At 70.5% G+C, this 22353-nt stretch carries 18 protein-coding genes; 8 read left to right on the top strand and 10 right to left on the bottom strand.

Features of this window, described 5'->3' with window-relative positions:
• Positions 1-122: 122 nt before the first annotated feature.
• Positions 123-992 carry an NUDIX hydrolase gene (locus OHT01_RS18800; protein WP_328554294.1) on the top strand — a complete coding sequence of 290 codons (870 nt, stop codon included), beginning with the start codon at positions 123-125 and terminating at the stop codon, positions 990-992.
• Positions 989-1819 carry an MBL fold metallo-hydrolase gene (locus OHT01_RS18795; protein ID WP_328554293.1) on the top strand — a complete coding sequence of 277 codons (831 nt, stop codon included), beginning with the start codon at positions 989-991 and terminating at the stop codon, positions 1817-1819. The genes OHT01_RS18800 and OHT01_RS18795 overlap by 4 nt, the downstream gene beginning before the upstream one ends.
• 48 nt (positions 1820-1867) lie before the next feature.
• Here OHT01_RS18795 and OHT01_RS18790 read toward each other — a convergent pair whose 3' ends face one another.
• Together OHT01_RS18790 and OHT01_RS18785 are read right to left on the bottom strand one after the other, a co-directional pair.
• Complete coding sequence (locus tag OHT01_RS18790) at positions 1868-2686, bottom strand: nucleotidyltransferase (protein WP_328554292.1); 819 nt, start codon at positions 2684-2686, stop codon at positions 1868-1870.
• A gap of 161 nt (positions 2687-2847) precedes the next feature.
• Positions 2848-3522, bottom strand: coding sequence for a Crp/Fnr family transcriptional regulator (locus tag OHT01_RS18785; RefSeq protein ID WP_006382668.1), 675 nt, complete (start codon positions 3520-3522; stop codon positions 2848-2850).
• A 393-nt stretch (positions 3523-3915) separates the two neighbouring features.
• Here OHT01_RS18785 and nth point away from each other — a divergent pair, with 393 nt between their 5' ends.
• Genes nth through OHT01_RS18770 form a run of 3 tightly spaced genes read left to right on the top strand, consistent with a single transcriptional unit; the run spans position 3916 to position 6980 of the window.
• A complete protein-coding gene (nth, locus tag OHT01_RS18780) occupies positions 3916-5001 on the top strand; it encodes an endonuclease III (RefSeq protein ID WP_328558169.1) in 1086 nt (361 codons plus the stop codon).
• Positions 5002-5053: 52 nt separating this feature from the next.
• Positions 5054-5767 carry an NUDIX hydrolase gene (locus tag OHT01_RS18775; RefSeq protein WP_328554291.1) on the top strand — a complete coding sequence of 238 codons (714 nt, stop codon included), beginning with the start codon at positions 5054-5056 and terminating at the stop codon, positions 5765-5767.
• A 13-nt stretch (positions 5768-5780) separates the two neighbouring features.
• Entirely contained in the window at positions 5781-6980 is a 1200-nt protein-coding gene (locus OHT01_RS18770; RefSeq protein ID WP_328554290.1) for a MarP family serine protease, read from the top strand.
• A 15-nt stretch (positions 6981-6995) separates the two neighbouring features.
• Here OHT01_RS18770 and OHT01_RS18765 read toward each other — a convergent pair whose 3' ends face one another.
• The 6 genes from OHT01_RS18765 to OHT01_RS18740 form a co-directional block, all read right to left on the bottom strand.
• A complete protein-coding gene (locus tag OHT01_RS18765) occupies positions 6996-7175 on the bottom strand; it encodes a hypothetical protein (protein WP_261704743.1) in 180 nt (59 codons plus the stop codon).
• Between the two features lie 184 nt (positions 7176-7359).
• Positions 7360-8310: an alpha/beta fold hydrolase gene (locus OHT01_RS18760; protein WP_328554289.1), complete on the bottom strand. Its 951-nt coding sequence runs from the start codon at positions 8308-8310 to the stop codon at positions 7360-7362.
• On the bottom strand, positions 8307-8783 hold the full coding sequence (locus OHT01_RS18755) for a phage holin family protein (protein WP_328554288.1): 477 nt from the start codon (positions 8781-8783) through the stop codon (positions 8307-8309). The genes OHT01_RS18760 and OHT01_RS18755 overlap by 4 nt, the downstream gene beginning before the upstream one ends.
• Before the next feature lie 43 nt (positions 8784-8826).
• Positions 8827-10224: a Na+/H+ antiporter NhaA gene (gene nhaA / locus OHT01_RS18750; RefSeq protein WP_328554287.1), complete on the bottom strand. Its 1398-nt coding sequence runs from the start codon at positions 10222-10224 to the stop codon at positions 8827-8829.
• 263 nt (positions 10225-10487) lie between these two features.
• Positions 10488-12488, bottom strand: a complete 2001-nt coding sequence (acs, locus tag OHT01_RS18745; RefSeq protein ID WP_328554286.1) for an acetate--CoA ligase — start codon at positions 12486-12488, stop codon at positions 10488-10490.
• A 774-nt stretch (positions 12489-13262) separates the two neighbouring features.
• Positions 13263-15653: a bifunctional SulP family inorganic anion transporter/carbonic anhydrase gene (locus OHT01_RS18740; RefSeq protein ID WP_328554285.1), complete on the bottom strand. Its 2391-nt coding sequence runs from the start codon at positions 15651-15653 to the stop codon at positions 13263-13265.
• 337 nt (positions 15654-15990) lie between these two features.
• On the opposite strand from OHT01_RS18740, the gene OHT01_RS18735 reads away from it, so the two are divergent.
• A complete protein-coding gene (locus tag OHT01_RS18735; RefSeq protein ID WP_328554284.1) occupies positions 15991-17265 on the top strand; it encodes a hypothetical protein in 1275 nt (424 codons plus the stop codon).
• 58 nt (positions 17266-17323) lie between these two features.
• Here OHT01_RS18735 and OHT01_RS18730 read toward each other — a convergent pair whose 3' ends face one another.
• Entirely contained in the window at positions 17324-18304 is a 981-nt protein-coding gene (locus OHT01_RS18730; RefSeq protein ID WP_328554283.1) for an ATP-binding protein, read from the bottom strand.
• A 101-nt stretch (positions 18305-18405) separates the two neighbouring features.
• On the opposite strand from OHT01_RS18730, the gene OHT01_RS18725 reads away from it, so the two are divergent.
• Entirely contained in the window at positions 18406-19230 is an 825-nt protein-coding gene (locus tag OHT01_RS18725; protein WP_328554282.1) for an oxidoreductase, read from the top strand.
• A 365-nt stretch (positions 19231-19595) separates the two neighbouring features.
• Here OHT01_RS18725 and OHT01_RS18720 read toward each other — a convergent pair whose 3' ends face one another.
• Positions 19596-20429: an HAD family hydrolase gene (locus OHT01_RS18720; protein WP_328554281.1), complete on the bottom strand. Its 834-nt coding sequence runs from the start codon at positions 20427-20429 to the stop codon at positions 19596-19598.
• A 572-nt stretch (positions 20430-21001) separates the two neighbouring features.
• Between OHT01_RS18720 and ssd the strand changes: the two genes are divergently transcribed.
• Positions 21002-22096 (top strand): septum site-determining protein Ssd, encoded by a 1095-nt coding sequence (gene ssd, locus OHT01_RS18715; protein WP_328554280.1) that lies wholly within the window; start codon positions 21002-21004, stop codon positions 22094-22096.
• Positions 22097-22353: the final 257 nt, after the last annotated feature.

The raw sequence follows: 22353 nt of genomic DNA, 5'->3' as shown, positions 1-22353 counted from the left end.
CCCTCCGGCGTTTGAGGAGCGGGGTCCGGGGCGGAGCCCCAGGGTGGGCAGGGTAGGGGCGGAGAGGGCTTGCGGGACGGTGGGGCCTCGAACATCCGCCCGGCTCGGGATAGCCTCCGGCCATGGGGAATGGGCAATGGTTTCCGGCGGAGTGGCCGGAGCGGATTCGGGCGCTTGCCGAGGGCACGCTGACGCCGGTGACGCCCCGGCGCGCGGCCACCGTGATGCTGGTCAAGGACAGCGAGGCCGGCCCTGTGGTCCATATGCTGCGCAGACGCGCCTCCATGGCCTTCGCCGGAGGCGCCTACGCGTATCCGGGCGGTGGCGTGGACCCGCGCGACGACGAGCACCAGATCCGCTGGGCGGGCCCCACGCGCGCGTGGTGGGCCGAGCGGCTCGGCGTGGACGAGACCTCCGCCCAGGCCGTCGTCTGCGCGGCCGTCCGGGAGACGTACGAGGAGGCGGGTGTCCTGCTCGCCGGCCCCAGCCCGGACACCGTGGTCGGTGACACGACGGGGGAGGACTGGGAGGCGGACCGGGCGGCCCTGGTCGCCAGGGACCTGTCCTTCGCGGAGTTCCTCGACCGCCGGGGACTCGTGCTCCGCTCGGACCTGCTCGGCGCCTGGGCCCGCTGGATCACCCCGGAGTTCGAGTCCCGCCGCTACGACACGTGGTTCTTCGTGGCCGTCCTCCCGGAGGGCCAGCGCACCCGGAACGCCTCCACGGAGGCCGACCGCACGGTGTGGATCCGTCCGGCCGAAGCGGCGGCCGGCTACGACAAGGGCGAGCTGCTGATGATGCCGCCCACCATCGCGACGCTGCGCGGGATCGTGGAGTACGGGAGGGCCGCCGACGCCCTCGCCGCCGCGCCCGCCCGTGATATGACCCCCGTCCTGGCCGAGGCGCGCCTGGAGGAGGGCGAGGTCGTCCTCTCCTGGCCCGGACACGACGAGTTCACCAAGCACATCCCGACCGGTGGAGCCTCCGCATGACCGAAGCAGCAGCTCCCCCCGGCCGGCCGCGAGGCGCCGTTCTCTCCGGCCCCGCCACCGCGCGCGCGGTGAACGTCCTCGCCCCCAACGCCTCCGCGATGACCCTGGACGGCACGAACACCTGGATCGTGTCCGAGCCGGACTCCGAGCTCGCGGTCGTGATCGACCCGGGGCCCCTGGACGAGGGACATCTGCGCGGAGTCCTGGACACCGCCGAGAAGGCCGGGAAACGGGTCGCGCTGACCCTGCTGACGCACGGGCACCCCGATCACGCGGAGGGCGCGGGGCGGTTCGCCGAGCTGTCCGGGACCAAGGTGCGGGCCCTGGATGCGGCGTTGCGGCTGGGCGAGGAGGGACTGGCCGCGGGAGACGTGATCAGCCTCGGCGGGCTCGAACTGCGGGTCGTGTCGACCCCGGGGCACACCGCCGACTCGCTGTGCTTCCATCTCCCGGCCGATCGGGCCGTGCTGACCGGGGACACCGTCCTGGGCCGCGGGACGACCGTGGTGGCCCATCCTGACGGGCGGCTGGGCGACTATCTCGACTCCCTGCGCCGACTGCGCTCCCTGACGGTCGACGACGGCGTGCACATCGTCCTGCCGGGTCACGGGCCCGTCCTCGAGGACGCGCAGGGCGCCGTGGAGTTCTATCTCGCCCATCGCGCCCACCGGCTCGCCCAGGTCGAGACCGCCGTCGAGAGCGGCCTCCGGGCGCCGGAGGAGGTCGTCGCGCGCGTCTACGCGGACGTGGACCGGTCGTTGTGGCCCGCGGCCGAGCTGTCGGTCCGGGCGCAGATGGACTATCTGCGGGAGCACGGGCTCATCTAGGACGGTTCCTTGCCGTGGCGGCGTTCTCCGGGGTCCTGGAGGGGGCCTTCACGGGCGGGGCGCCTTGATGCCGTGCACGCGCGCGTACTCCGCGGCGAGCCAGGGTCCGAGATCGTCGGTGTACGCGCGGAGCACAGCCTGTTCGCCGGTCGGCCCGTATCCCCGGGCGGCCGCGTTCCGCATGTCGGCGGCCCGCTCCGGGTAGTACGCGCCGAACGCCTCGGCCATCTCCCCGAGGTCGCTGGTCCAGCCGTTCCAGCGCGGCATGACGAGCGTGAAGCCGGTACGCACGAGGTGCCGGGACATCGATCGCACCAGCGGGCGCCTGGCCTCGTCGGTGTCCGCGGCGGCGGCGATCCGCTCGCGCCAGCGCGGCAGCAACAGCGCGAGGTCGCCGTTCGTCTCGCGGGCGAGCAGCGTGTCGGGGCGGTAGCGCGGCAGGTGTCCGGCCAGATCCTCGCCCAGAAGGGGCGTGCAGAGGCAGGCGACGAACCAGCCGAGGTCGTGGGTCTCCAGGTCGCTCAGCAGTCGTTCACGGCTGAACAGCAGCGTTCCCACGCCGTCGATCTCGGCGAACTCCTTGTCCAGCGCCGCTCCGAACGCGCGGGCGTCGGTACGGTCGGCGTCCGTCGGCTCATCGCGCAAGGACAGCAGCAGGTCGAGGTCGGACCGTCCCACGCGCGCGGTGCCGCGCGGGATCGAGCCGTAGAGGTACGCGCTGTCCAGCCGGGTCCCGAAGACGTCCAGGACGCGGTCCCTGGCCGCGGCGACGACCGGCCCGAAGGCGTACGGGACGCGCGCGGGCGATCCTTCGCGCTCGATGTACCCGTGCGCGTCGAGTCCCTTGTGGTGTCCCTGAGCGGCCATGCGCCCACTGTGCCCGGAGGGGCTGCCGGGCCGCCGGTCATTTACGGCAGCGCGGGCCGGGGCAGGCGCGGGCCGGATCCGGCGGCCGGGATCGGAGGGGTACGGCAACGGGGTCCCGCCCTGGAAAGTGGCGGAACCCCGTCGACGTACGGCCGAAAGTGTCAGCGCGAGCGCTTGGCGAGCCGCTCCACGTCCAGGAGGATCACCGCGCGGGCCTCCAGGCGGAGCCAGCCGCGGCCCGCGAAGTCGGCGAGCGCCTTGTTGACGGTCTCGCGGGAGGCGCCGACCAGCTGGGCCAACTCCTCCTGGGTGAGGTCGTGCACGACGTGGATGCCCTCTTCGGACTGCACGCCGAAGCGGCGCGACAGGTCGAGCAGGGCGCGGGCCACGCGGCCGGGCACGTCGGAGAAGACCAGGTCGGACATCTGGTCGTTCGTCTTGCGCAGGCGCCGTGCGACGGCGCGCAGCAGGGCGGCGGCCACCTCGGGCCGCGCGTTCAGCCACGGCTGGAGGTCGCCGTGGCCGAGGCCGAGCAGCTTGACCTCGGTGAGCGCGGTGGCGGTCGCCGTGCGCGGGCCCGGGTCGAACAGCGAAAGCTCGCCGATCAGCTCACCGGGGCCGAGGACGGCCAGCATGTTCTCCCGCCCGTCGGGGGAGGTGCGATGGAGCTTCACCTTGCCCTCGGTGACCACATAGAGGCGGTCGCCGGGGTCGCCCTCATGGAAGAGAGCGTCGCCTCGTGCGAGGGTCACCTCACTCATGGAGGCGCGGAGCTCCGCGGCCTGCTCGTCATCGAGCGCCGCGAAGAGCGGGGCGCGCCGCAGAACGTCGTCCACGAGTTCTCTCCTTGTCGACCTGCTCAGGGGATCTTGCTCCCCCTTGTTACCAGGGGACCGTGTTCCCCATCTTGCCGGACGGTCCAAACAGTGTGATCAGTCACAAGTCTGCCGCACTGGCGTCCCAACGAGTGCGGCAGGGGGCCAATTGGGGGCCGATCTTCAGGGTCCGGGGCGGATGTCGGTGTCGGGCTTTAGGCTGGCCGGGTGTCCAAATCGCCGGTGAGAGCACAGGCCAAGGGGGCTGGACGGGTGGCTGTACGTCGCGATTCCGCTGTGGGCGAACAGGCCCCCGACGGAACCAAAGAATCGACAAAAGCGACAGAATCGACGCCCGTGAAGACGGCACCCGAGACGGGATCGAAGGCGGGATCGAAGGCTGCACCCGGGGCGGTGGCCGAAAACAGCGCGAAGAAGACCGCCCGCCGGACCGCCAAAAAGGCGACCCCCGCGGAATCGGCCGCCAGGAAGGCGACGCCGACGAGGGCGGTCCCCGAGAAGGCCGCCGCCAAGAAGACCGCCGCCAAGAAGGCCGCTTCCAGGACATCGGGCGCGAAGAAGGCTGTCTCCAAGACGGCGATTGCCAAGAAGGCCGTCGCCAAGAAGTCCGGCTCCGTGAAGGCTGCTCCAGAGAAGTCGGGGTCCGGCGAAGCCGTCGTCGAGAAGGCGGCACCCGCGCGGCGCGTCGCCGCGGAGCCGCCGCGGAACGAGTCGCACACCGCCCTCGTCCGCCGGGCCCGCCGCATCAACCGCGAACTCGCCGAGGTGTACCCGTACGCCCACCCTGAGCTGGACTTCGAGAACCCGTTCGAGCTGATCGTCGCCACGGTGCTGTCCGCCCAGACCACCGACCTGCGGGTGAACCAGACGACCCCGGCGCTCTTCGCCCGCTATCCGACCCCCGAGGACCTCGCCGAGGCCAATCCGGAGGAGGTCGAGGAGATCCTGCGCCCGACCGGGTTCTTCCGGGCCAAGACCAAGTCCGTCATAGGGCTCTCCAGGGCCCTCAGGGACGATTTCGGGGGCGAGGTGCCCGGCCGCCTCGAAGACCTCGTGAAACTGCCCGGAGTGGGCCGCAAGACCGCCTTCGTCGTGCTCGGCAACGCCTTCGGGCGGCCCGGGATCACCGTCGACACCCATTTCCAGCGGCTCGTACGGCGCTGGCGGTGGACCGCCGAGACCGAGCCCGACAAGATCGAGAAAGCCGTCGGCGCGCTCTTCCCGAAGAGCGAGTGGACCATGCTGTCGCACCACGTGATCTTCCACGGCCGCCGCATCTGCCACGCCCGCAAGCCCGCCTGCGGTGCCTGCCCCATCGCCCCCTTGTGCCCGGCGTACGGGGAGGGCGAGACCGACCCCGAGAAGGCGAAGAAACTCTTGAAGTACGAGAAGGGCGGCTTCCCCGGCCAGCGGCTCAACCCCCCGCAGGCCTATCTGGACGCGGGCGGCATCCCCGCGCGCCCACTGGGCGCCGGATGACGGAACGAACACGGCCCCGGCGGGCGTTGGGATCAGCAGAACGGGGGCGGCGATGAAGCACGCAGGCAACACACAGGACGCGAGCAACGCGCAGGGCGGGCGGGCGGTGCTCAGCAAGGACGGTCTGCCCGACTGGCTGGGCCCGGTCGCGCACGCCGCCGAGACGGTGGAGCCGCTCCAGCTGAGCCGCTTCCTGCCGCCGGCGAACGGCTCGGGCCGGCAGTCCGCGGTGCTCATCCTCTTCGGCGAGGGCGACCGCGGTCCCGAGCTGCTGCTCATGGAGCGCGCCGGCACCCTCAGGTCGCACGCCGGGCAGCCGTCCTTCCCCGGTGGCGCGCTCGACCCCGAGGACGGCGACCCGAAGGCCGACGGTCCGCTGCGGGCCGCCCTGCGCGAGGCCGAGGAGGAGACCGGCCTCGACCCGAGCGGTGTCCAGCTCTTCGGCGTGCTGCCCAAGCTGTACATCCCGGTGAGCGGCTTCGTGGTCACCCCGGTCCTCGGGTGGTGGCGCCGCCCGACACCGGTCGGCGTCGTCGACCCGGGTGAGACGGCTCGGGTGTTCACGGTTCCCGTGGTGGATCTCACGGACCCGGCCAACCGTGCGACCACCGTGCACCCCAGCGGTCACCGAGGTCCGGCATTTTTGGTCGAATCGGCCCTGGTCTGGGGCTTCACGGCAGGAGTGATCGACAAGATCCTGCATTTCGCGGGCTGGGAGCGTCCGTGGGACCGCGAGAAGCAGGTCCCGCTCGACTGGCGCTCGTGACAAGGTGACCTTCGTGAATGTGCTGGACATCCTGTTGCTGGTCGCCGCTGTGTGGTTCGCGATCGTGGGCTATCGCCAGGGCTTCGTCGTCGGCATCCTGTCGGTGATCGGCTTCCTGGGCGGTGGTCTTGTCGCCGTCTACCTGCTTCCGGTCGTCTGGAGTTGGACGACCGACGACAGCAAGGTGAGCACCACCGCCGCCGTCGTCGCCGTGGTCGTCGTGATCGTCTGCGCCTCCGTGGGCCAGGCGCTCACCACCCACCTCGGCAACAAGCTTCGCCGGTACATCACTTGGTCCCCGGCCAGAGCCCTGGACGCGACCGGCGGCGCCCTGGTGAACGTCGTGGCGATGCTGCTCGTCGCCTGGCTGATCGGCTCGGCCCTCGCCGGGACGACCCTGCCGACGCTGGGCAAGGAGGTCCGCAACTCCAAAGTGCTGCTCGGCGTGTCCCGCGCGCTGCCCGCCCAGGCCAACACCTGGTTCGCCGACTTCTCCTCGGTCCTCGCGCAGAACGGGTTCCCGCAGGTCTTCAGTCCGTTCGCCAACGAGCCCATCACCGAGGTCCGGCCGCCCGACCCGGAGCTCGCCGGCAGCCCCGTCGCCGCCCGCTCGCAGAGCTCCATCGTCAAGGTCATGGGTACCGCCCAGAGTTGCGGCAAGGTTCTCGAAGGCAGCGGTTTCGTCTTCGCCGACCGCCGCGTGATGACCAACGCGCACGTGGTCGGCGGAGTGGACGAGCCCACCGTCCAGATAGGCGGGGAAGGCAAGAAGTACGACGCCAAGGTCGTCCTGTACGACTGGGAGCGCGACATCGCCGTGCTCGACGTACCGGACCTCAAGGCGCCCGCACTGCGGTTCAGCCCGAAGGACGCGAGCAGCGGTGACAGCGCGATCGTCGCGGGGTTCCCGCAGAACGGCTCGTACAACATCCAGCCCGCGCGCGTGCGGGGCCGCATCACGGCCAACGGCCCGGACATCTACCACCGCAAGACGGTGCGCCGAGACGTCTACTCGCTGTACGCGACGGTCCGTCAGGGCAACTCCGGCGGACCGCTGCTGACACCCGACGGCACGGTGTACGGCGTGGTCTTCGCGAAGTCGCTCGACGACGCCGAGACCGGCTACGCGCTCACCGCGGACGAGGTCCGGCCGGACATCGCCAAGGGCCGTACGGCCAACCAGCAGGTGGACAGCGACAGTTGCGCGCTCTGACCGGCGGGCCGGGACTCAGCCGCGTGGATGGCGCAGCCGCACGGAGACCCAGCGGGCCCGGCGGCGCAGAATGTGCGGAATCCCCACGCGAGGATCCGTGCCCGTCAGCTGCGGGGTGCCCCTCTGATGGGAGCTCAGACCCGTGGCCGAGCGGCGATTGCGTGCTGCGTCACTGTAGTCGTGCGTCCAGCCCATACCCCGACGTCTGCCCCTGCCCCAAGGTCGATAACCTCGCCCCGGCCCGTCAATTGGCCTATGCGCCGGGCAATTGGCTGTTCGTAGGACAGGTGTTCACGGTCCGCATTCCGGGCACGGCACCGGGTGCGTCCGGACGGTCACACAAGGGTGTCCGCCGGGGGACCGGCCGGGTGCCGGACCGTCACCGGTCGGGTTCCGGGTCCTTCAGCCAGTTGACCAGTTCGGTGGAGAACGCGACCGGATCCTCTTCGTGCGGGAAGTGGCCGAGCCCGTCGAACAGCCGCCAGCGGTAAGGCGCTTCGACGTACTCGCCGGAGCCCGCCGCGCTCCGTGTCCGCATCACCGGATCGAGCGAGCCGTGCAGATGCAGCGTCGGCACCCGCACCGGCCGCTTCATACGGCGGTTGAACTGGATGCCGTCCGGGCGGGCCATGGACCGGACCATCCACCGGTACGGCTCGATGGAGCAGTGCGCGGTCGACGGGATGCGCATGGCCCGGCGGTACGTCTCCAGGGTGTCCTCGTCCGGCTGCCGGGGCCCCGACCAGTCGCGGACCAGACGGCCCACCAGGGCGCTGTCGTCGGCGAGGAGTTGGCGCTCCGGAATCCACGGGCGCTGGAATCCCCAGATGTACGAGCCGGCCGCCGTCTGCTTGACGTCGGAGAGCATGGCGGAACGCCAGCGCCGCGGATGCGGCATGGACGACACCGCGAGTCGGCGGACGAGCTTGGGCCGCATGGCGGCCGCCGTCCAGGCCAGATAGCCGCCGATGTCGTGCCCGACCAGCGCGGCGTCGGGTTCGCCGAGGGACCGCACGACCCCGGTGATGTCGAGCGCGAGGTTGGCGGGGTCGTAGCCGCGCGGGGTGCGGTCGCTGCCGCCGACGCCCCGCAGGTCCATGGCCACGGCCCTGAACCCGGCGTCGGCGAGCGCGACGAGCTGGTGCCGCCAGGTCCACCAGAACTGCGGGAAGCCGTGCAGCAGCAGGACGAGCGGCCCGTCGCCGAGCTCGGCGATGTGGAAGCGCGCGCCGTTGGCGGCCACGTCCCGGTGCGTCACTTTGCGTCCGCCGGGAAGGTCGATCCGTACGACCGAGGTGGGTTGCGCCGAAGGTGTGGCGGGGTCCGTCATGAGGATGAGCGTGCCACAGCCTTGACGACGTCCTCGACCGGTTCGGGCCGGGGGTGCGGCTTGGCGTTCGGCAGAACACCCGCCGTCTCCTTCACGGAGGCGGCCACCTTCTGCGGGCCCTGACTCTTCTTGACCTTCTTCGCGAAGATCACGCCGATCAGCGCGAGTACCGCCGCGACCAGCACGTTCGCCGCGAACGACAGCAGGAAACAGATCGCGAGGTTCCAGTCGCTCCAGGTCCGGATGCCGTATGCGAGGGCGAAACTGAGCATCGGCAGGGAGAAGATCAGCACCGCGCCGGCCGCCCCGAACGCGCCGCCACTGACCGCGCCGCGCTTGACGTCCTGCTTGAGCTGAGCCTTCGCCAGTGCGATTTCGTCGTGCACCAGTGCGGACATCTCGGTCGTCGCCGAGGCGACCAGTTCGCCGATACTGCGTTCGGCGCCGACCGGGCTGCCGTCGGGTGCGGTCATCGCTGTCTCCCTCTTCTGCATGCGTTTGTACGGTCCTGTCAGATCATGCCGGACCGTGGTCCCCCTCGCCTGCCCCACCCGCCACTTCGGCAAGCCTGCGGTGTTCCGCGGCCTTCCGTTCGTAGATCGCGGCCATGCGCAGGTGGTACTCCGGCTTGTCCTCCTCGTAGATGTCGGGGATGCCGTCGAGGTCCTCGTCGCGCTCCTCGGTCTCGCACAGCGCGCGGTACCGGGCGTTGCGCATCTTCAGCAGCGCCGTGGCGAGCACGGCCGCGATGAACGAGCCGATCAGGACGGCGGCCTTGGTCTCGTCGGTGAGGCTCGTGTTGCCCTCGAAGGCGAGTTCGCCGATGAGCAGGGAGACGGTGAAGCCGATGCCGGCGAGGGTGGCGACGGCGGCCACGTCGGCCCATTCGAGGTCGTCGCTGAGCGAGGCCCTGGTGAACCGGGCCGTCAGCCAGGTGCCCCCGAAGATGCCGACCGCCTTGCCCACGACGAGTCCGAGCACCACACCGAGGGTCTCGGGCCGGGTGAACACATCGTGGATCGCTCCGCCCGAGATCGCGACGCCGGCGCTGAACAGGGCGAACAGCGGCACCGCCAGTCCCGCCGACACCGGGCGCACCAGATGCTCGATGTGCTCTCCGGGGGAGTGCTCCTCGCCTTCGAGCGGGTGGCAGCGCAGCATCAGGCCCATCGCGACACCGGCGATGGTGGCGTGGATGCCGCTGTTGTACATCAGGCCCCAGATGACCAGGGCGAGCGGGACGTACACGTACCAGCCCCGTACGCCCTTGCGCAGCAGCAGCCAGAAGACCCCGAGACCCACGACGGCCCCGCCGAGCGCCGCGAGGTTGATGGAGTCGGTGAAGAAGACCGCGATGATCAGGATCGCGAACAGGTCGTCTACGACGGCGAGAGTGAGCAGGAAGGCGCGCAGGGCCGACGGCAACGACGTTCCGATGACGGCCAGTACGGCGAGCGCGAAGGCGATGTCGGTGGCGGTGGGGACCGCCCATCCGTCGAGCGATCCGTGGCCCAGGACATTGGTCAGGACGTAGACGACCGCGGGAACGGCCATGCCGCAGACCGCCGCGACCACGGGCAGCACCGCGGCCTTCGGATCCCGCAGATCACCGGCCACGAGTTCGCGCTTCAGCTCGATCCCGGCGACGAAGAAGAACACGGCGAGCAGTCCGTCGGCCGCCCAGTGCTCCACTGACAGGTCGAGCCCGAGCGCGGCCGGGCCGAAGTGGTAGTGCGAGACGGTCTCGTAGCTGTGCGGCAGGGTGTTCGCCCAGATCAGCGCCGCGACCGCCGCGATCAGCAGGAGTACCCCGCCCACCGTCTCGGTGCGCAGCGCGTCCGCCACGAAGTTCCGCTCCGGCAGGGACATCCGGCCGAAGAACTTACGGGTGGTGGAGCTGGGGGGCGCGGGCACGAGGAGGACCTCCGGTCGAGCAGGCAGGACTGAGCACTCGCCGACCAGACTTCCCGGCACACCATGAACGATCTCGTCGCGTCCTCGACGCTTTGCTTACTTTACCTAAGATGCGGCCGGGTCGGTCCGGGATCCTCACATTACGGCCGAACCGGGCGCGGGGCGTGCTGGTTGGGCTGAGGGGGTGCGGGAGCGACGGAGGGGTGCGGGAGCACCCAGTGCTCCCGCACCCCTCGGGGTCGGGCCGGCGGGACGATCCCGCCTCAGTCGTCGCTGGGCGCGGCCGGCAACTTGGCCTGGATCAGGTCCATCACCGTGGAGTCGGTGAGCGTCGTGACGTCACCGAGCTCGCGGTTCTCGGCGACGTCGCGCAGCAGGCGGCGCATGATCTTCCCGGACCGGGTCTTCGGCAGCTCGGCCACCGGCAGGACCCGCTTCGGCTTGGCGATCGGGCCGAGGGTGGTGCCGACGTGGTTGCGCAGGTCCGCCACCAGTCCGGCGTCCTCGGCGGAGGCCGTGCCGCGCAGGATGACGAACGCGACGATGGCCTGTCCGGTGGTCTCGTCCGCGGCGCCCACGACCGCCGCCTCGGCGACCGACGGGTGGGAGACGAGGGCGGATTCGACCTCGGTCGTCGAGATGTTGTGCCCGGACACGAGCATCACGTCGTCGACCCGGCCGAGGAGCCAGATGTCGCCGTCGTCGTCCTTCTTGGCCCCGTCGCCGGCGAAGTACTTGCCCTCGAAGCGCGACCAGTAGGTGTCGAGGTACCGCTGGTCGTCGCCCCAGATGGTGCGCAGCATGGACGGCCACGGCTCGGTCAGCACGAGGTAGCCGCCACCGCCGTCGGGGACTTCGTTCGCCTCGTCGTCGACGACGGTGGCCGCGATGCCCGGCAGGGCTCGCTGCGCCGATCCCGGTTTGGTCTCGGTGACGCCGGGGAGCGGGCTGATCATCATGGCGCCGGTCTCGGTCTGCCACCAGGTGTCGACGATCGGGGTGCGGTCCCCGCCGATGTGCTTGCGGTACCAGATCCAGGCTTCGGGGTTGATCGGTTCGCCGACGCTGCCCAGGATCCGCAGGGAGGACAGGTCGAACTTGGCGGGGATGTCGTCTCCCCACTTCATGAAGGTGCGGATCGCGGTGGGTGCGGTGTAGAGGATCGTCACCCCGTACTTCTGGATGATCTCCCAGAACCGGCCCTGGTGCGGGGTGTCCGGGGTCCCCTCGTACATGACCTGGGTCGCGCCGTTCGAGAGCGGTCCGTAGGTGATGTAGGAGTGTCCGGTGACCCAGCCGATGTCGGCGGTGCACCAGTAGACGTCCGTCTCCGGCTTGAGGTCGAAGACGGCGTTGTGGGTGTAGGAGGCCTGGGTGAGGTAGCCGCCGGAGGTGTGCAGGATGCCCTTGGGCTTCCCGGTGGTTCCGGAGGTGTAGAGGATGAACAGGGGGTGTTCGGCGTCGAACGCCTCCGGTGTGTGCTCGGCGGACTGGCGTCCGACGATGTCGTGCCACCACACGTCGCGGCCCTCGGTCCAGGCGACGTCCTCGCCGGTACGGCGGACCACGAGCACCTTGTCGACCCCGTCGGCCCGGCTGACCGCGTCGTCGACGGCGGGCTTGAGCGCGGACGGCTTTCCGCGCCGGTAGCCGCCGTCGGAGGTGATGACCAGCTTGGCGTCGGCGTCCTTGATGCGGGTGGCGATCGCGTCGGCGGAGAATCCGCCGAAGACCACGGAGTGCGCGGCGCCGATGCGGGCGCAGGCGAGCATCGCGACGACGGCCTCGGGGATCATCGGCAGGTAGACGGCGACCCGGTCGCCCTTGCCGATGCCCAGCTCGGTGAGGGCGTTCGCGGCCTTCGAGACCTCGTCCTTGAGTTCGGCGTAGGTGATGGCACGGCTGTCGCCGGGCTCGCCCTCGAAGTGGATGGCGACGCGGTCGCCGTTCCCGGCCTCCACGTGCCGGTCCACGCAGTTGTACGCGACGTTCAGCTTCCCGTCGGCGAACCACTTCGCGAACGGCGGGTTGGACCAGTCCAGTGTCTCGGTCGGCTCGGTGGCCCAGGTCAGCCGGCGGGCCTGCTCGGCCCAGAAGCCGAGCCTGTCAGCCTTGGCCTGCTCATACGCCTCCGCGGTGACATTGGCGTTCGCCGCCAGGTCGGCGGGCGGCGCGAACCTGCGCTCTTCCTTCAGCAGGTTGGCCAGGCTTTCGTTGCTCACGACATCTCCCTTTCCCAGGGTGTCCGTTGTGTCCCAGGCCACAGCTCATCAGACCGGGGGGCTCGATGACAAGGCCCGATCCTAAATTGGTTTAGACCTATGCTGTGCCGCTGGCCCAGGTCCTCGTTCCGCGTGGCACGTCCATACCCCGCGGCGCGGCCCCGACGCCTCTCACGAGACCACACGCGACCATACGAGTCCGCACCTGGGGGCACGTACGAACCGGCCACCGGGTTCACCTCGCCCGGCCCCCACAAGGCCGCCCGCCGAGCGAGAGGCAGCCACTCCTCCCGTACGGACGGGGCGACCCGCCGCCCACGGATTCTCCTGTGGGCCTGGGCCTGGGCCTGGGCCTGGGCCTGGACTTGGGCCTGGGGCTGAGGCCTCGCGGTCGCGAGCTCGGGAGTCCGGAGACCTGGACGTTCGGAGACCCGGGAGCCGGAGACCGGAAGGCTCGGAAACGCGGAGGTCCGGAGGTCTGGACGTTCGGTGGCCCTGAGGCACTGAGACCCGGAAGCCCGGAAGCCCGGAAGCCCGGAGACCCGGAGACCCGGAGACCCGGAGACCCGGAGACCCGGAGACCCGGAGACCCGGAGACCCGGAGGTCGGGAGGTCCGGGAGCCGGTGACCCGGAACGGTGGCCCGGAGTTCCGGTGACCCGGGAATCGGGGAGCTGGAAGTCTGGGAGCTGGAAGTCCCGGGACTCCCATCGCCCTCACTGCCGCCGACGCCGCGGTGAGGCGGGAGCGACGACAGTGTGGGTCGTATGGGGTGTGCGGCCCCGACGACCGGGGCCGCACACCACCCAACGTTCGATCACGCCGGATGCCGCAGCTCCTCCGCCGCGTCCATGTGGTCGAACGCGCCCACGTGATCGAACAGTTCGGCCCCGTCGTCGTCGGCCAGCAGGTACGCCTGGGCCTCGCCCACGTGGAAGTACATCCCGTGCAGTTCGAGCACGCCCTCCCGTAGGGCCCGCGCCACGGACTCGTGCGCCCGCAGGTGCTCCAACTGCTGCACCACGTTGGTCAGACAGAGCTGCTCCACCGTGTCGGCGGGCGCCCGTCCGGCGATCCGCGCCCACGGCCGGTCGTCGGCGGCCATCCGGTCCAGGCTCGGCTGCCCGTGCCGCAGCCACCGCTTGAGCGGCGTGGGCGTCCCTTCGGGCTCCGACGCCAGCAGGGCCTGCATGGCGCCGCACCCGGAGTGCCCGCACACCGTGATGGACCGGACCTTCAGCACGTCCACCGCGTACTCGATGGCCGCGGCCACCGAGTCGTCCCCGCTCTCCTCTCCGGGCCACGGCACGAGGTTGCCCACATTGCGTACGACGAAGAGGTCGCCCGGGCCACTGGAGGTGATCATCGAGGTGACGAGCCGGGAGTCGGCACAGGTCAGGAAGAGCTGGGAAGGCCGCTGTCCCTCCCGAGCCAGCCGGGCCAGCTCATCCCGCACCAGGGGTGCGGTGTTGCGCTGGAACGCGCTGATGCCGCGCGCCAGTTGACTCCCGCTAGGTCTGGCCTCGCCGGTCCCCTCGTCCTGCCCGGCCGGAGGGGCGTCCGAGGGGGAAGCGGACCCCGGGTCGGCGGAGGTCTCGCACTGGTGGTTCCGCCAGGGTGTCCAGGGACGGCAGCGGCAGAGCCTGGGATGCGCGGGCTCTGCGATCCGTGTTCCGGTCCGTCCGGCGAGATCGACCGTGCCGCCCTGGGCGGTGTGCGCGCTCTGCCAGTCCTGCAGCGACTCGTACGCCGCGTGGTCCATGAACGAGCCGTCCAACTCCACGACGGTGTCCGCCCCTTGGGGCACGAGATGCAGGGCGCGGCTGAGTCGGGGCACCGCGAGGAACGTCAACTGACCTCGTACATGTACGTAATGGACTCCTCCCCTCTCCTCGTGCGTGATGCGGGTACGTCCGAGACGGTGCAGGGCGACGCCGACGGCCACCGAGACCCCCAGCGCCACGCCCTCGAGAACTCCGAGGAACACGACGCCGAGCGTGGTGACGGCGTACACCAGCACCTCGCGGTGGCGGGTGACCGTGCGGATGTGGTGCAGGGACACCATCTGGATGCCGACGGCCATCACCAGGGCGGCGAGCGATGCGAGGGGGATCAGCTCCAGGATCGGGACCATCAGCAGCGCGGCAACTACTACGAAAACGCCGTGCAGCATCGTGGAGTTCCGGCTGACGGCCCCCGCCTGAACATTCGCGGAACTGCGCACGGCGACCCCGGCGACGGGCAGTCCGCCGAGCGCGCCGGAGACGACATTCGCGGCGCCCTGCCCGAGCAGCTCCCGGTCGAGGCGGGAACGGCCCACGCGCGCCTGGAGTTCCGGACGGCCGCTCACCAGCTTGTCCACCGCGACGGCGCCGAGCAATGACTGCACGCTGCACACCAGCGTCACGGTGAGGACGGCGGTGGCGATGCCGGACACCGGGCCCTCGGGCAGCCCGGCCGGCGCGTGACTGCTCCAGGACGGCAGGTCGACCCTGGGCAGCGTCAGCCCGGCGAGCGAGGCGGTCACCGTGGCTCCGGCGACGGCGACCAGCGCGGCGGGGACCTTGCGCAGCACCTGCCCGGTGCGCCCGGGAATGCGCGGCCAGGCGAACAGCAGCGCCAGGGTCAGCACGCTCATCGACACCGCCGCGGGGTGCGTGTCGGCCACCTGGTCCGGCAGGGCGACGAGGTTGGCCGTGACGGAGCTCTGCGGGATGCCTCCCAGCACGATGTGCAGTTGGGCGATGGCGATCGTCACGCCGATTCCGGCGAGCATGCCGTGCACGATCGCGGGACTGACAGCCAGGGCCGTACGGGCCACGCGCAGGCAGCCGAGGCCCAGTTGGACGACTCCGGCGAGCGCGGTGATGGCGCAGGTCGCGCGCCAGCCGTAGTGGTGGATGAGTTCGGCCGTGACGACCGTGAGTCCGGCGGCGGGGCCGCTCACCTGGAGCGGTGAGCCGCCGAGGCGTCCGGCGACGAGTCCGCCGACGGCGGCGGCGACAAGGCCGGCCTGCAGCGGCGCCCCAGTGGCGAGGGCGATGCCGAGGGACAGGGGAAGGGCGATCAGGAAGACCGCGATCGAGGCCGACAGATCGGCGCCCGCGACGTGGAAGCGCCGGGGCGGGGTCGGCGGGGGGCTGAGGGGCTCGGGGGCGGGCGCGGGCCGAGTGGGGTCGGCGGCGCGGGTGGGGACGCAGGCAGACATGGTTCCCGTCTCCTCCGGGGCGGCGCGGTCGCGGAACAGGTGATCCCCCGTCCGAAGCGGCGGGGGGCGGGTCGCGGCCGTGGGTCACGGCGTGCAGCGGCGGGACTTTCAACGCTCGGTAAACGGATCGTAATGCAGAGTAAAGGCTTGATGTCGAAAATGGGGGCGAATGGGGCAGTTATTCACCCTTTGGAGTGAATCAAGCTTTTGATCGGCTTGTCGTACTTATTCCTCCTCGGTCCCGTGAAACCTTGACGGCGCTGTCGGTACATAGCTGCACATAACCGCGATGGCGCCCTGACCTGCGTTGCCCGACCGAGGAAAAGGAGGGCGGAACATGGCCGCCACCCAGAGGATCGCCGCGGGCGTGGCGCTCGCCGCGGCCTGCGCCACGGCGCTCGCCGGTTGCGCGGGCGGCACCACCGCTTCCCGGGAGGGCGCGCACGGCGCGAAGAAGGCCGTGGCGGGGGCCCCGGCGCCCAGGGCCGCCGTCCGTCTGATCGGCGACGGCTCCACCTCGTACACGGGGGCGCAACCGCATCTGCCCCGGCCGGAACGACTGAAGCCGGGCCAGAAGCCCCCGCAGTTCGTGGTCTTCTCCTGGGACGGTGCCGGCGAGGACAGCCAGAAGCTCTTCTCCCACTTCCGGAAGCTCTCCAAGGCCAACAAGGCGACGATGACGTACTTCCTGAGCGGCGTGTACATGCTGCCGGAGGACAAGCGCGACCTGTACCGGCCGCCGCAGCACGCGCCCGGCAGCTCGGAGATCGGCTTCAACGACGAGCAGGGCATCACAGACACCGTGAAGCAGCTGCGGGGTGCGTGGCTGGAGGGCAACGAGATCGGCACGCACTTCAACGGTCACTTCTGTGGCGCGGAGGGCGGGGTCGGCCAGTGGTCGGTCGTCGACTGGAAGAGCGAGATCGCCCAGGCGAAGTCGTTCGTGAAGTCCTGGAAGACCAACACGGGCCTGAAGGACGCGGCGTCGCTGCCCTTCGACTACGACAAGGAACTCGTCGGCGCCCGCACCCCCTGTCTGGAGGGGCAGCGGAACTTCATGAAGGCGGCCCGCGAGCTGGGCTTCCGCTATGACACCAGCGGCGTCGACGACCAGGTCTGGCCGAAGAGGAAGGAGGGGCTGTGGGACTTGTCGATGCAGCTCGTGCCCTTCCCCGGGCACTCCTACGAGCAGCTCACCATGGACTACAACTTCATGGTCGACCAGTCGGGTACCCGGACGCAGGGCGACCCGGACAAGCAGGAGCTGTGGGGTGACCAGATGCGTGACGGCCTGCTCAAGGGCTTCGAACGCGCCTACGACGGCAACCGCGCCCCGCTGATCATCGGCAACCACTTCGAGTCCTGGAACGGCGGCAACTACATGCGCGCCGTCGACGAGGTCGTCGAGAGCGTCTGCACCAGGGCCGACGTGCGCTGTGTCTCCTTCCGGCAGCTCGCCGACTGGCTCGACGCCCAGGACCCGGCCGCCCTCGACAAGCTTCGCGGTCTCGAGGTCGGCGAGGCGCCGAAGCAGGGCTGGGCGTCCTTCCTGTCGAGTCGCCCGGCCCCGGCGCCGAAGGGCGTCCCGGGAGCGCCGGCGGTCAGGCCGTAGCGCCCCCAGGGCCACCCTGCGGCTCAGGCCGTGGCGGCGCTTCGGGCCGGTCGGCCGTTCACGCGGTGGCCATCGGACTCTCGCCGAGCACGAAGCCGGGGTCGACCTGTTCGGCGAGGTCCACCCCGGTCCTGGCGTTGCCCCAGTTGGTGGCGTTCTTCAGGTGGAACTGCACCATCTGGCGCGTGTACCGCTCCCAGTCCCGAAGTCCGTACGTGGCGTCGGCGGCGGTCCGCAAGGCGTGCAGCGAGCGCCGGTTGACCTCCTCCAGGAGCTCGAACCGGGGCGGGCGGCCCTTCTCCATGGCGCGCACCCAGTCCGAGTGTCCGACCGTGACCAGGAGGTCGTCCCCGACTTCCGACCGCAGGAAGTCGATGTCGTCCTGGCCCTGCACCTTGTTGCCGACGACCTTCAGAGTGACGCCGAAGTCGCGGGCGTACTCCTTGTACTGGCGATAGACGGAGACTCCCTTGCGGGTCGGCTCCGCCACGAGGAACGTGACGTCGAAGCGGGTGAACAAGCCGGACGCGAAGGAATCGGAGCCCGCCGTCATGTCGACGACGACGTACTCGCTCCGGCCGTCGACGAGATGGTTCAGGCAGAGCTCCACTGCACCGGTCTTGGAGTGGTAGCAAGCCACCCCCACGTCGGCCTCGGTGAACGGGCCGGTGACCATCAAACGGATGGTGCCGCCGTCGAGTTCCACCGGCCGTGCGCAGGCGTCGTAGACCGGATTGGCCTCATCGACGCGCAGCAGCCGTGAGCCCTCGCCGGGCGGGGTCGTCTTGATCATCGTCTCGGCGGACGCGATGCGGGGATTGGAGCCGCGCAGGTAGTCCTTGATGAGGGGCAGCCGCTCACCCATGGCGGGCAGTGCCGCGGCCTCCGGCTCCTCGAGTCCGAGCGCGGCCCCCAGGTGCTGGTTGATGTCGGCGTCCACGGCGACGACAGGTGCCCCCGAGACGGCGAGGTGGCGGATGAAGAGCGACGACAGGGTGGTCTTGCCGCTGCCGCCCTTCCCGACGAAAGCAATTTTCATGTTCACCAAGGGTAGTGCGGCTGTCGCTCCGGGTGTTCGCGCCGCGTGAAGAAGACCACTCCTTCGTGGGGCGCGGGCCCCGGGTGCGTAATGTCGTACTCATGAGTACGACAGGTGCGACCGCTGATCCGCTGGCGGCCCTGGGTTCGCTTCCCGGGGTGGCCGATTCCGTGGAGTCCGTCCGCAAGGCCGTGGACCGGGTCTACGGACACCGGATCATGCGGCGTCGCGGCAACGAGATCACGTCCGAGGCGGCGCTGCGCGGGGCCCGCGGTTCCGCGGCGCTCTCCGGTGCCGACTGGGCCCTCGAAGAGGTCCGCCGGCGTACCGACTTCAGTGGGGACGACGAGGCGCGCATCATCGGCGCCGCCCTGCGGCTGACCGCCGAGGCGGGCCAGCTCCTGTCCATCTGGCGGCAGTCGCCCCTGCGGGTGCTGGCCCGGCTGCATCTGGTGGCGGCAGCCGATCGCGGTGACGCGGTCGGTCGGCCGCGACGGGACGGGGAAACGGCCGACGAGCCCCTGGTGGAGCTGCCGCTGCCGGACGCGGACGCGGTCGCCGGCCGCCTCGAAGGCCTCTCCCAACTGATCATCGCGGGCGGCTCGGCCCCCGCCCTGGTCACAGCGGCGGTGGTGCACGGTGAACTGATCGCGCTGCGACCCTTCGCCTCGCACAACGGACTGGTCGCGCGCGCCGCCGAGCGCATCGTCCTGATCGGCAGCGGGCTCGACCCGAAGTCCATCTGCCCTGCTGAGGTCGGTCACGCGGAACTGGGCCGGGCGGCCTATCTCGCGGCACTGGACGGCTATGTGTCCGGCACCCCGGACGGTATGGCCGCCTGGATCGCTCACTGCGGCAAGGCTGTCGAACTGGGCGCCAGGGAGTCCGCCGCGGTCTGTGAGGCGCTTCAGCGCGGTGCCGCGTAAGGGGCGCCGAATTACCCCGGACAGGGTTGCGGCGGTACGAGTTCTCGTACCGCCGCTGGCATGTTCACCGGGTTACCAAGCGTCCTCGAGATATGCCCATCAGGTCGGGAACTTCTGCCCGTCACCTGGTGCGGCTGGCCCGTAATCGACGGGTCGACGTCGCGTGGGTGCTCGATGTTCATGCTCGGTCCGTGGGGCCTGATTGCGTTTGAAGGTGATCCTCGCGGATGTCCTTGGTCTCGCGGGCCGTTAAACCCTTTGTACTCCAGGTCCGGAGGAAGCGGAACCCCTGACCGCACTTCTTTACTTTTAGGTTCAAATGGGCGAGAAAGGGACTTTATTCAGCGGCACGCGCGCGTGACGGCTCAAGCCACCGAAGCGCGACGCCGACTGGCGTACCAGACGAGCCCCGCCGTCGCCGCCGCCGCTCCTATCGCGGCCGCGGCGACGAGTGCCGGCCGGGGAGGTACGGACAGAGTGGACAGCCGCTGCTTCAGGCGGACCGGCCGGTGGAAGTCCAGAACCGGCCATGCCCGCGCGACCGCCTCGCGGCGCAGCGCGCGGTCCGGGTTCACCGCGTGCGGATGCCCGACGGACTCCAGCATCGGCAGATCGGTCGCCGAGTCGCTGTAGGCGTAACAGCGGGGCAGGTCGTAGCCCTCGGACGCGGCCAGCTCCCTGATCGCCTCGGCCTTGGTCGGCCCGTAGGCGTAATACTCCACCTCGCCGGTGAAGCAGCCGTCCTCGCCGACGACCATGCGGGTCGCCACCACCCGGTCCGCGCCGAGCAGTTCGCCGATCGGCTCGACCACCTCGGCGCCGGACGTGGACACGATCACGACGTCACGACCGGCCTTGTGGTGCTGCTCGATGAGCGATGCCGCCTCGTCGTAGATGATCGGGTCGATGAGGTCGTGCAGGGTCTCGGCGACGATTTCCTTGACCTGCTGGACGTTCCAGCCGCGGCACATCGAGGACAGGTGCTCGCGCATCCGTTCCATCTGGTCGTGGTCGGCGCCGCCCGCCAGGAACACGAACTGGATGTAAGCGGTGCGCAAGGCCGCCCTGCGGTTGATCAGCCCGCCTTGGTAGAACGACTTGCTGAAGGTGAGCGTGCTCGACTTCGCAATGACCGTCTTGTCCAGGTCGAAGAAGGCCGCTGTACGAGGCAAGGAGTGGTTTTCCACGAGGTTGAGCATAGGGCCCACCATTCGGCGTAAGGTGAGGCGCGTGGGTTTGCCTGAGAGGGCTCTCGGGTACACCATGGAAGTCACGGATCGTTCGCGACCGTGCTAACCCGGTCCGACTCCTCCCCCCCCGAGTCGGCCGTGGGGACGACCCCCGCTCTCCCCCCCGGCGGGGGTCGTCGCATGTCCGGATGGGTTTTCCCCTCTTCTGCGCGGCCCCGCAACCTTCTCGGCACGGTTGATCCCGTGCCTTTCGTGCGCCCGCGATTCGTCACTCCGTGTAGTCGTCGGAGTGCTCTGCGGAAGTCGTTGAGCGTTCACCGGCAGGCGTGAAGGCGATATTCACAGCCGCTGAGTTGTCCACAGTTTTCGACCAAGATCCACATGATTTCCAGGATCGCCGCACCGTGATTCCCACGCGCTCCGTTCGCGGCCGGTTCACGGCCGCGTTCCGTTTGTCGGACGCGTTTGGCCGGTTCGTATCGGCCGTTCATATGGAGGCCGCTTGCCGGCTCTTCACACGAGCGGGAATCGCGGGGTCCTGGAGGGCCCCGCGCAAGAAGCAGCGAAGGGGGCTGGAGATCGTGGCGGGAGCCATCACCCATGACCGGCCGCCCACCGCCGAGGGGCGGCAGGGCGGACCATTGATCGTCACCGAGGACATCGACCTCCTCGACGACCTGCTGCGCCTCTGCGCGGCGGCGGGCGCGCGGCCCGAGGTCCATCACGGGATTCCGGAACGCAGGGGCGGCTGGGAGGAGGCACCTCTCGTCCTGGTCGGAGACGACGCCGTACGGCGTGTGCGTGGGGCCGCGCGGAGAAGAGGAGTGGTGCTGGTCGGCCGGGACCAGGACGACTCCGGAGTCTGGCGGCGGGCCGTCGAGATCGGCGCCGACCACGTCCTGGTGCTGCCGGACGGTGAGCAGTGGCTCGTCGACCGCATCGCCGACGTGGCCGAGGGAGTAGGCCGGCCGGCTCTCACCGTCGGCGTGCTCGGCGGCCGGGGCGGGGCCGGTGCCTCCACGCTCGCCTGCGCGCTCGCTCTCACCTCGGCGCGTGAGGGTAAGCGCACCCTGCTGGTGGACGCGGACCCTCTCGGTGGCGGACTCGACGTACTGCTGGGCGGAGAGGGAGCCGAGGGGCTGCGCTGGCCGGCGTTCGCCGCGTCCCGCGGCAGGGTCGGCGGCGGGGCGCTGGAGGAGTCCCTGCCCGAACTGCACGCGCTGCGGGTTCTGAGCTGGGACCGGAGCGACGTGGTCACCGTTCCCCCACAAGCCGTACGCGCGGTCCTGGCAGCCGCCCGACGACGCGGTGGTGCGGTGGTCGTCGACCTGCCCCGCCGCATCGACGAGGCTGTCGCCGAGATCCTCGCCCAACTCGACGTGGGGTTGCTGGTGGTCCCCGCCGACCTGCGCTCCATCGCGGCGGCGGGGCGGGTGGCGTCCGCGGTCGGCATGGTCCTGCGCGATCTGCGGGTCGTGGTGCGCGGTCCCTACGCGCCGGGTCTCGACGACCGCGAGGTCGCCCGTCTGCTCGACCTGCCCCTGGTGGGCGAACTGCCTTCCGAACCCTTCCCGTTGGACGGCGGATCGCCACCGGGAAGCGCGCCGAAGGGCCCGCTGGGCCGCTTCTGTACGGCCTTCTGGGACCGGGTTCCGGTCGAAGGAGGGGGCGTATGAGCCGGGACGCGACCGCAGACCCGGACCGAGGCACGGACCGCGACAGGGACCGCGGGACGGGACTCGACGGGCGAACGGGACCGAGGCCCCACGATGCACGCGAGGGCTACGCGCACGCGTGGACGGATTCGCGGGACGGACCCGGGCACTGCTTGTCCGGGCGCTCGGACACGCGGGCCGGACCCGGACACCACCCGCCAGGCCCGGCGGACACCTGGGACGGACCTGGCGGGGCCCCGTCCGGGCGGCCCGACGCC

The sequence above is a fragment of the Streptomyces sp. NBC_00358 genome, assembly GCF_036099295.1.
Taxonomy (GTDB): domain Bacteria; phylum Actinomycetota; class Actinomycetes; order Streptomycetales; family Streptomycetaceae; genus Streptomyces.
This window is presented reverse-complemented; position numbering and strand designations above follow the sequence as displayed.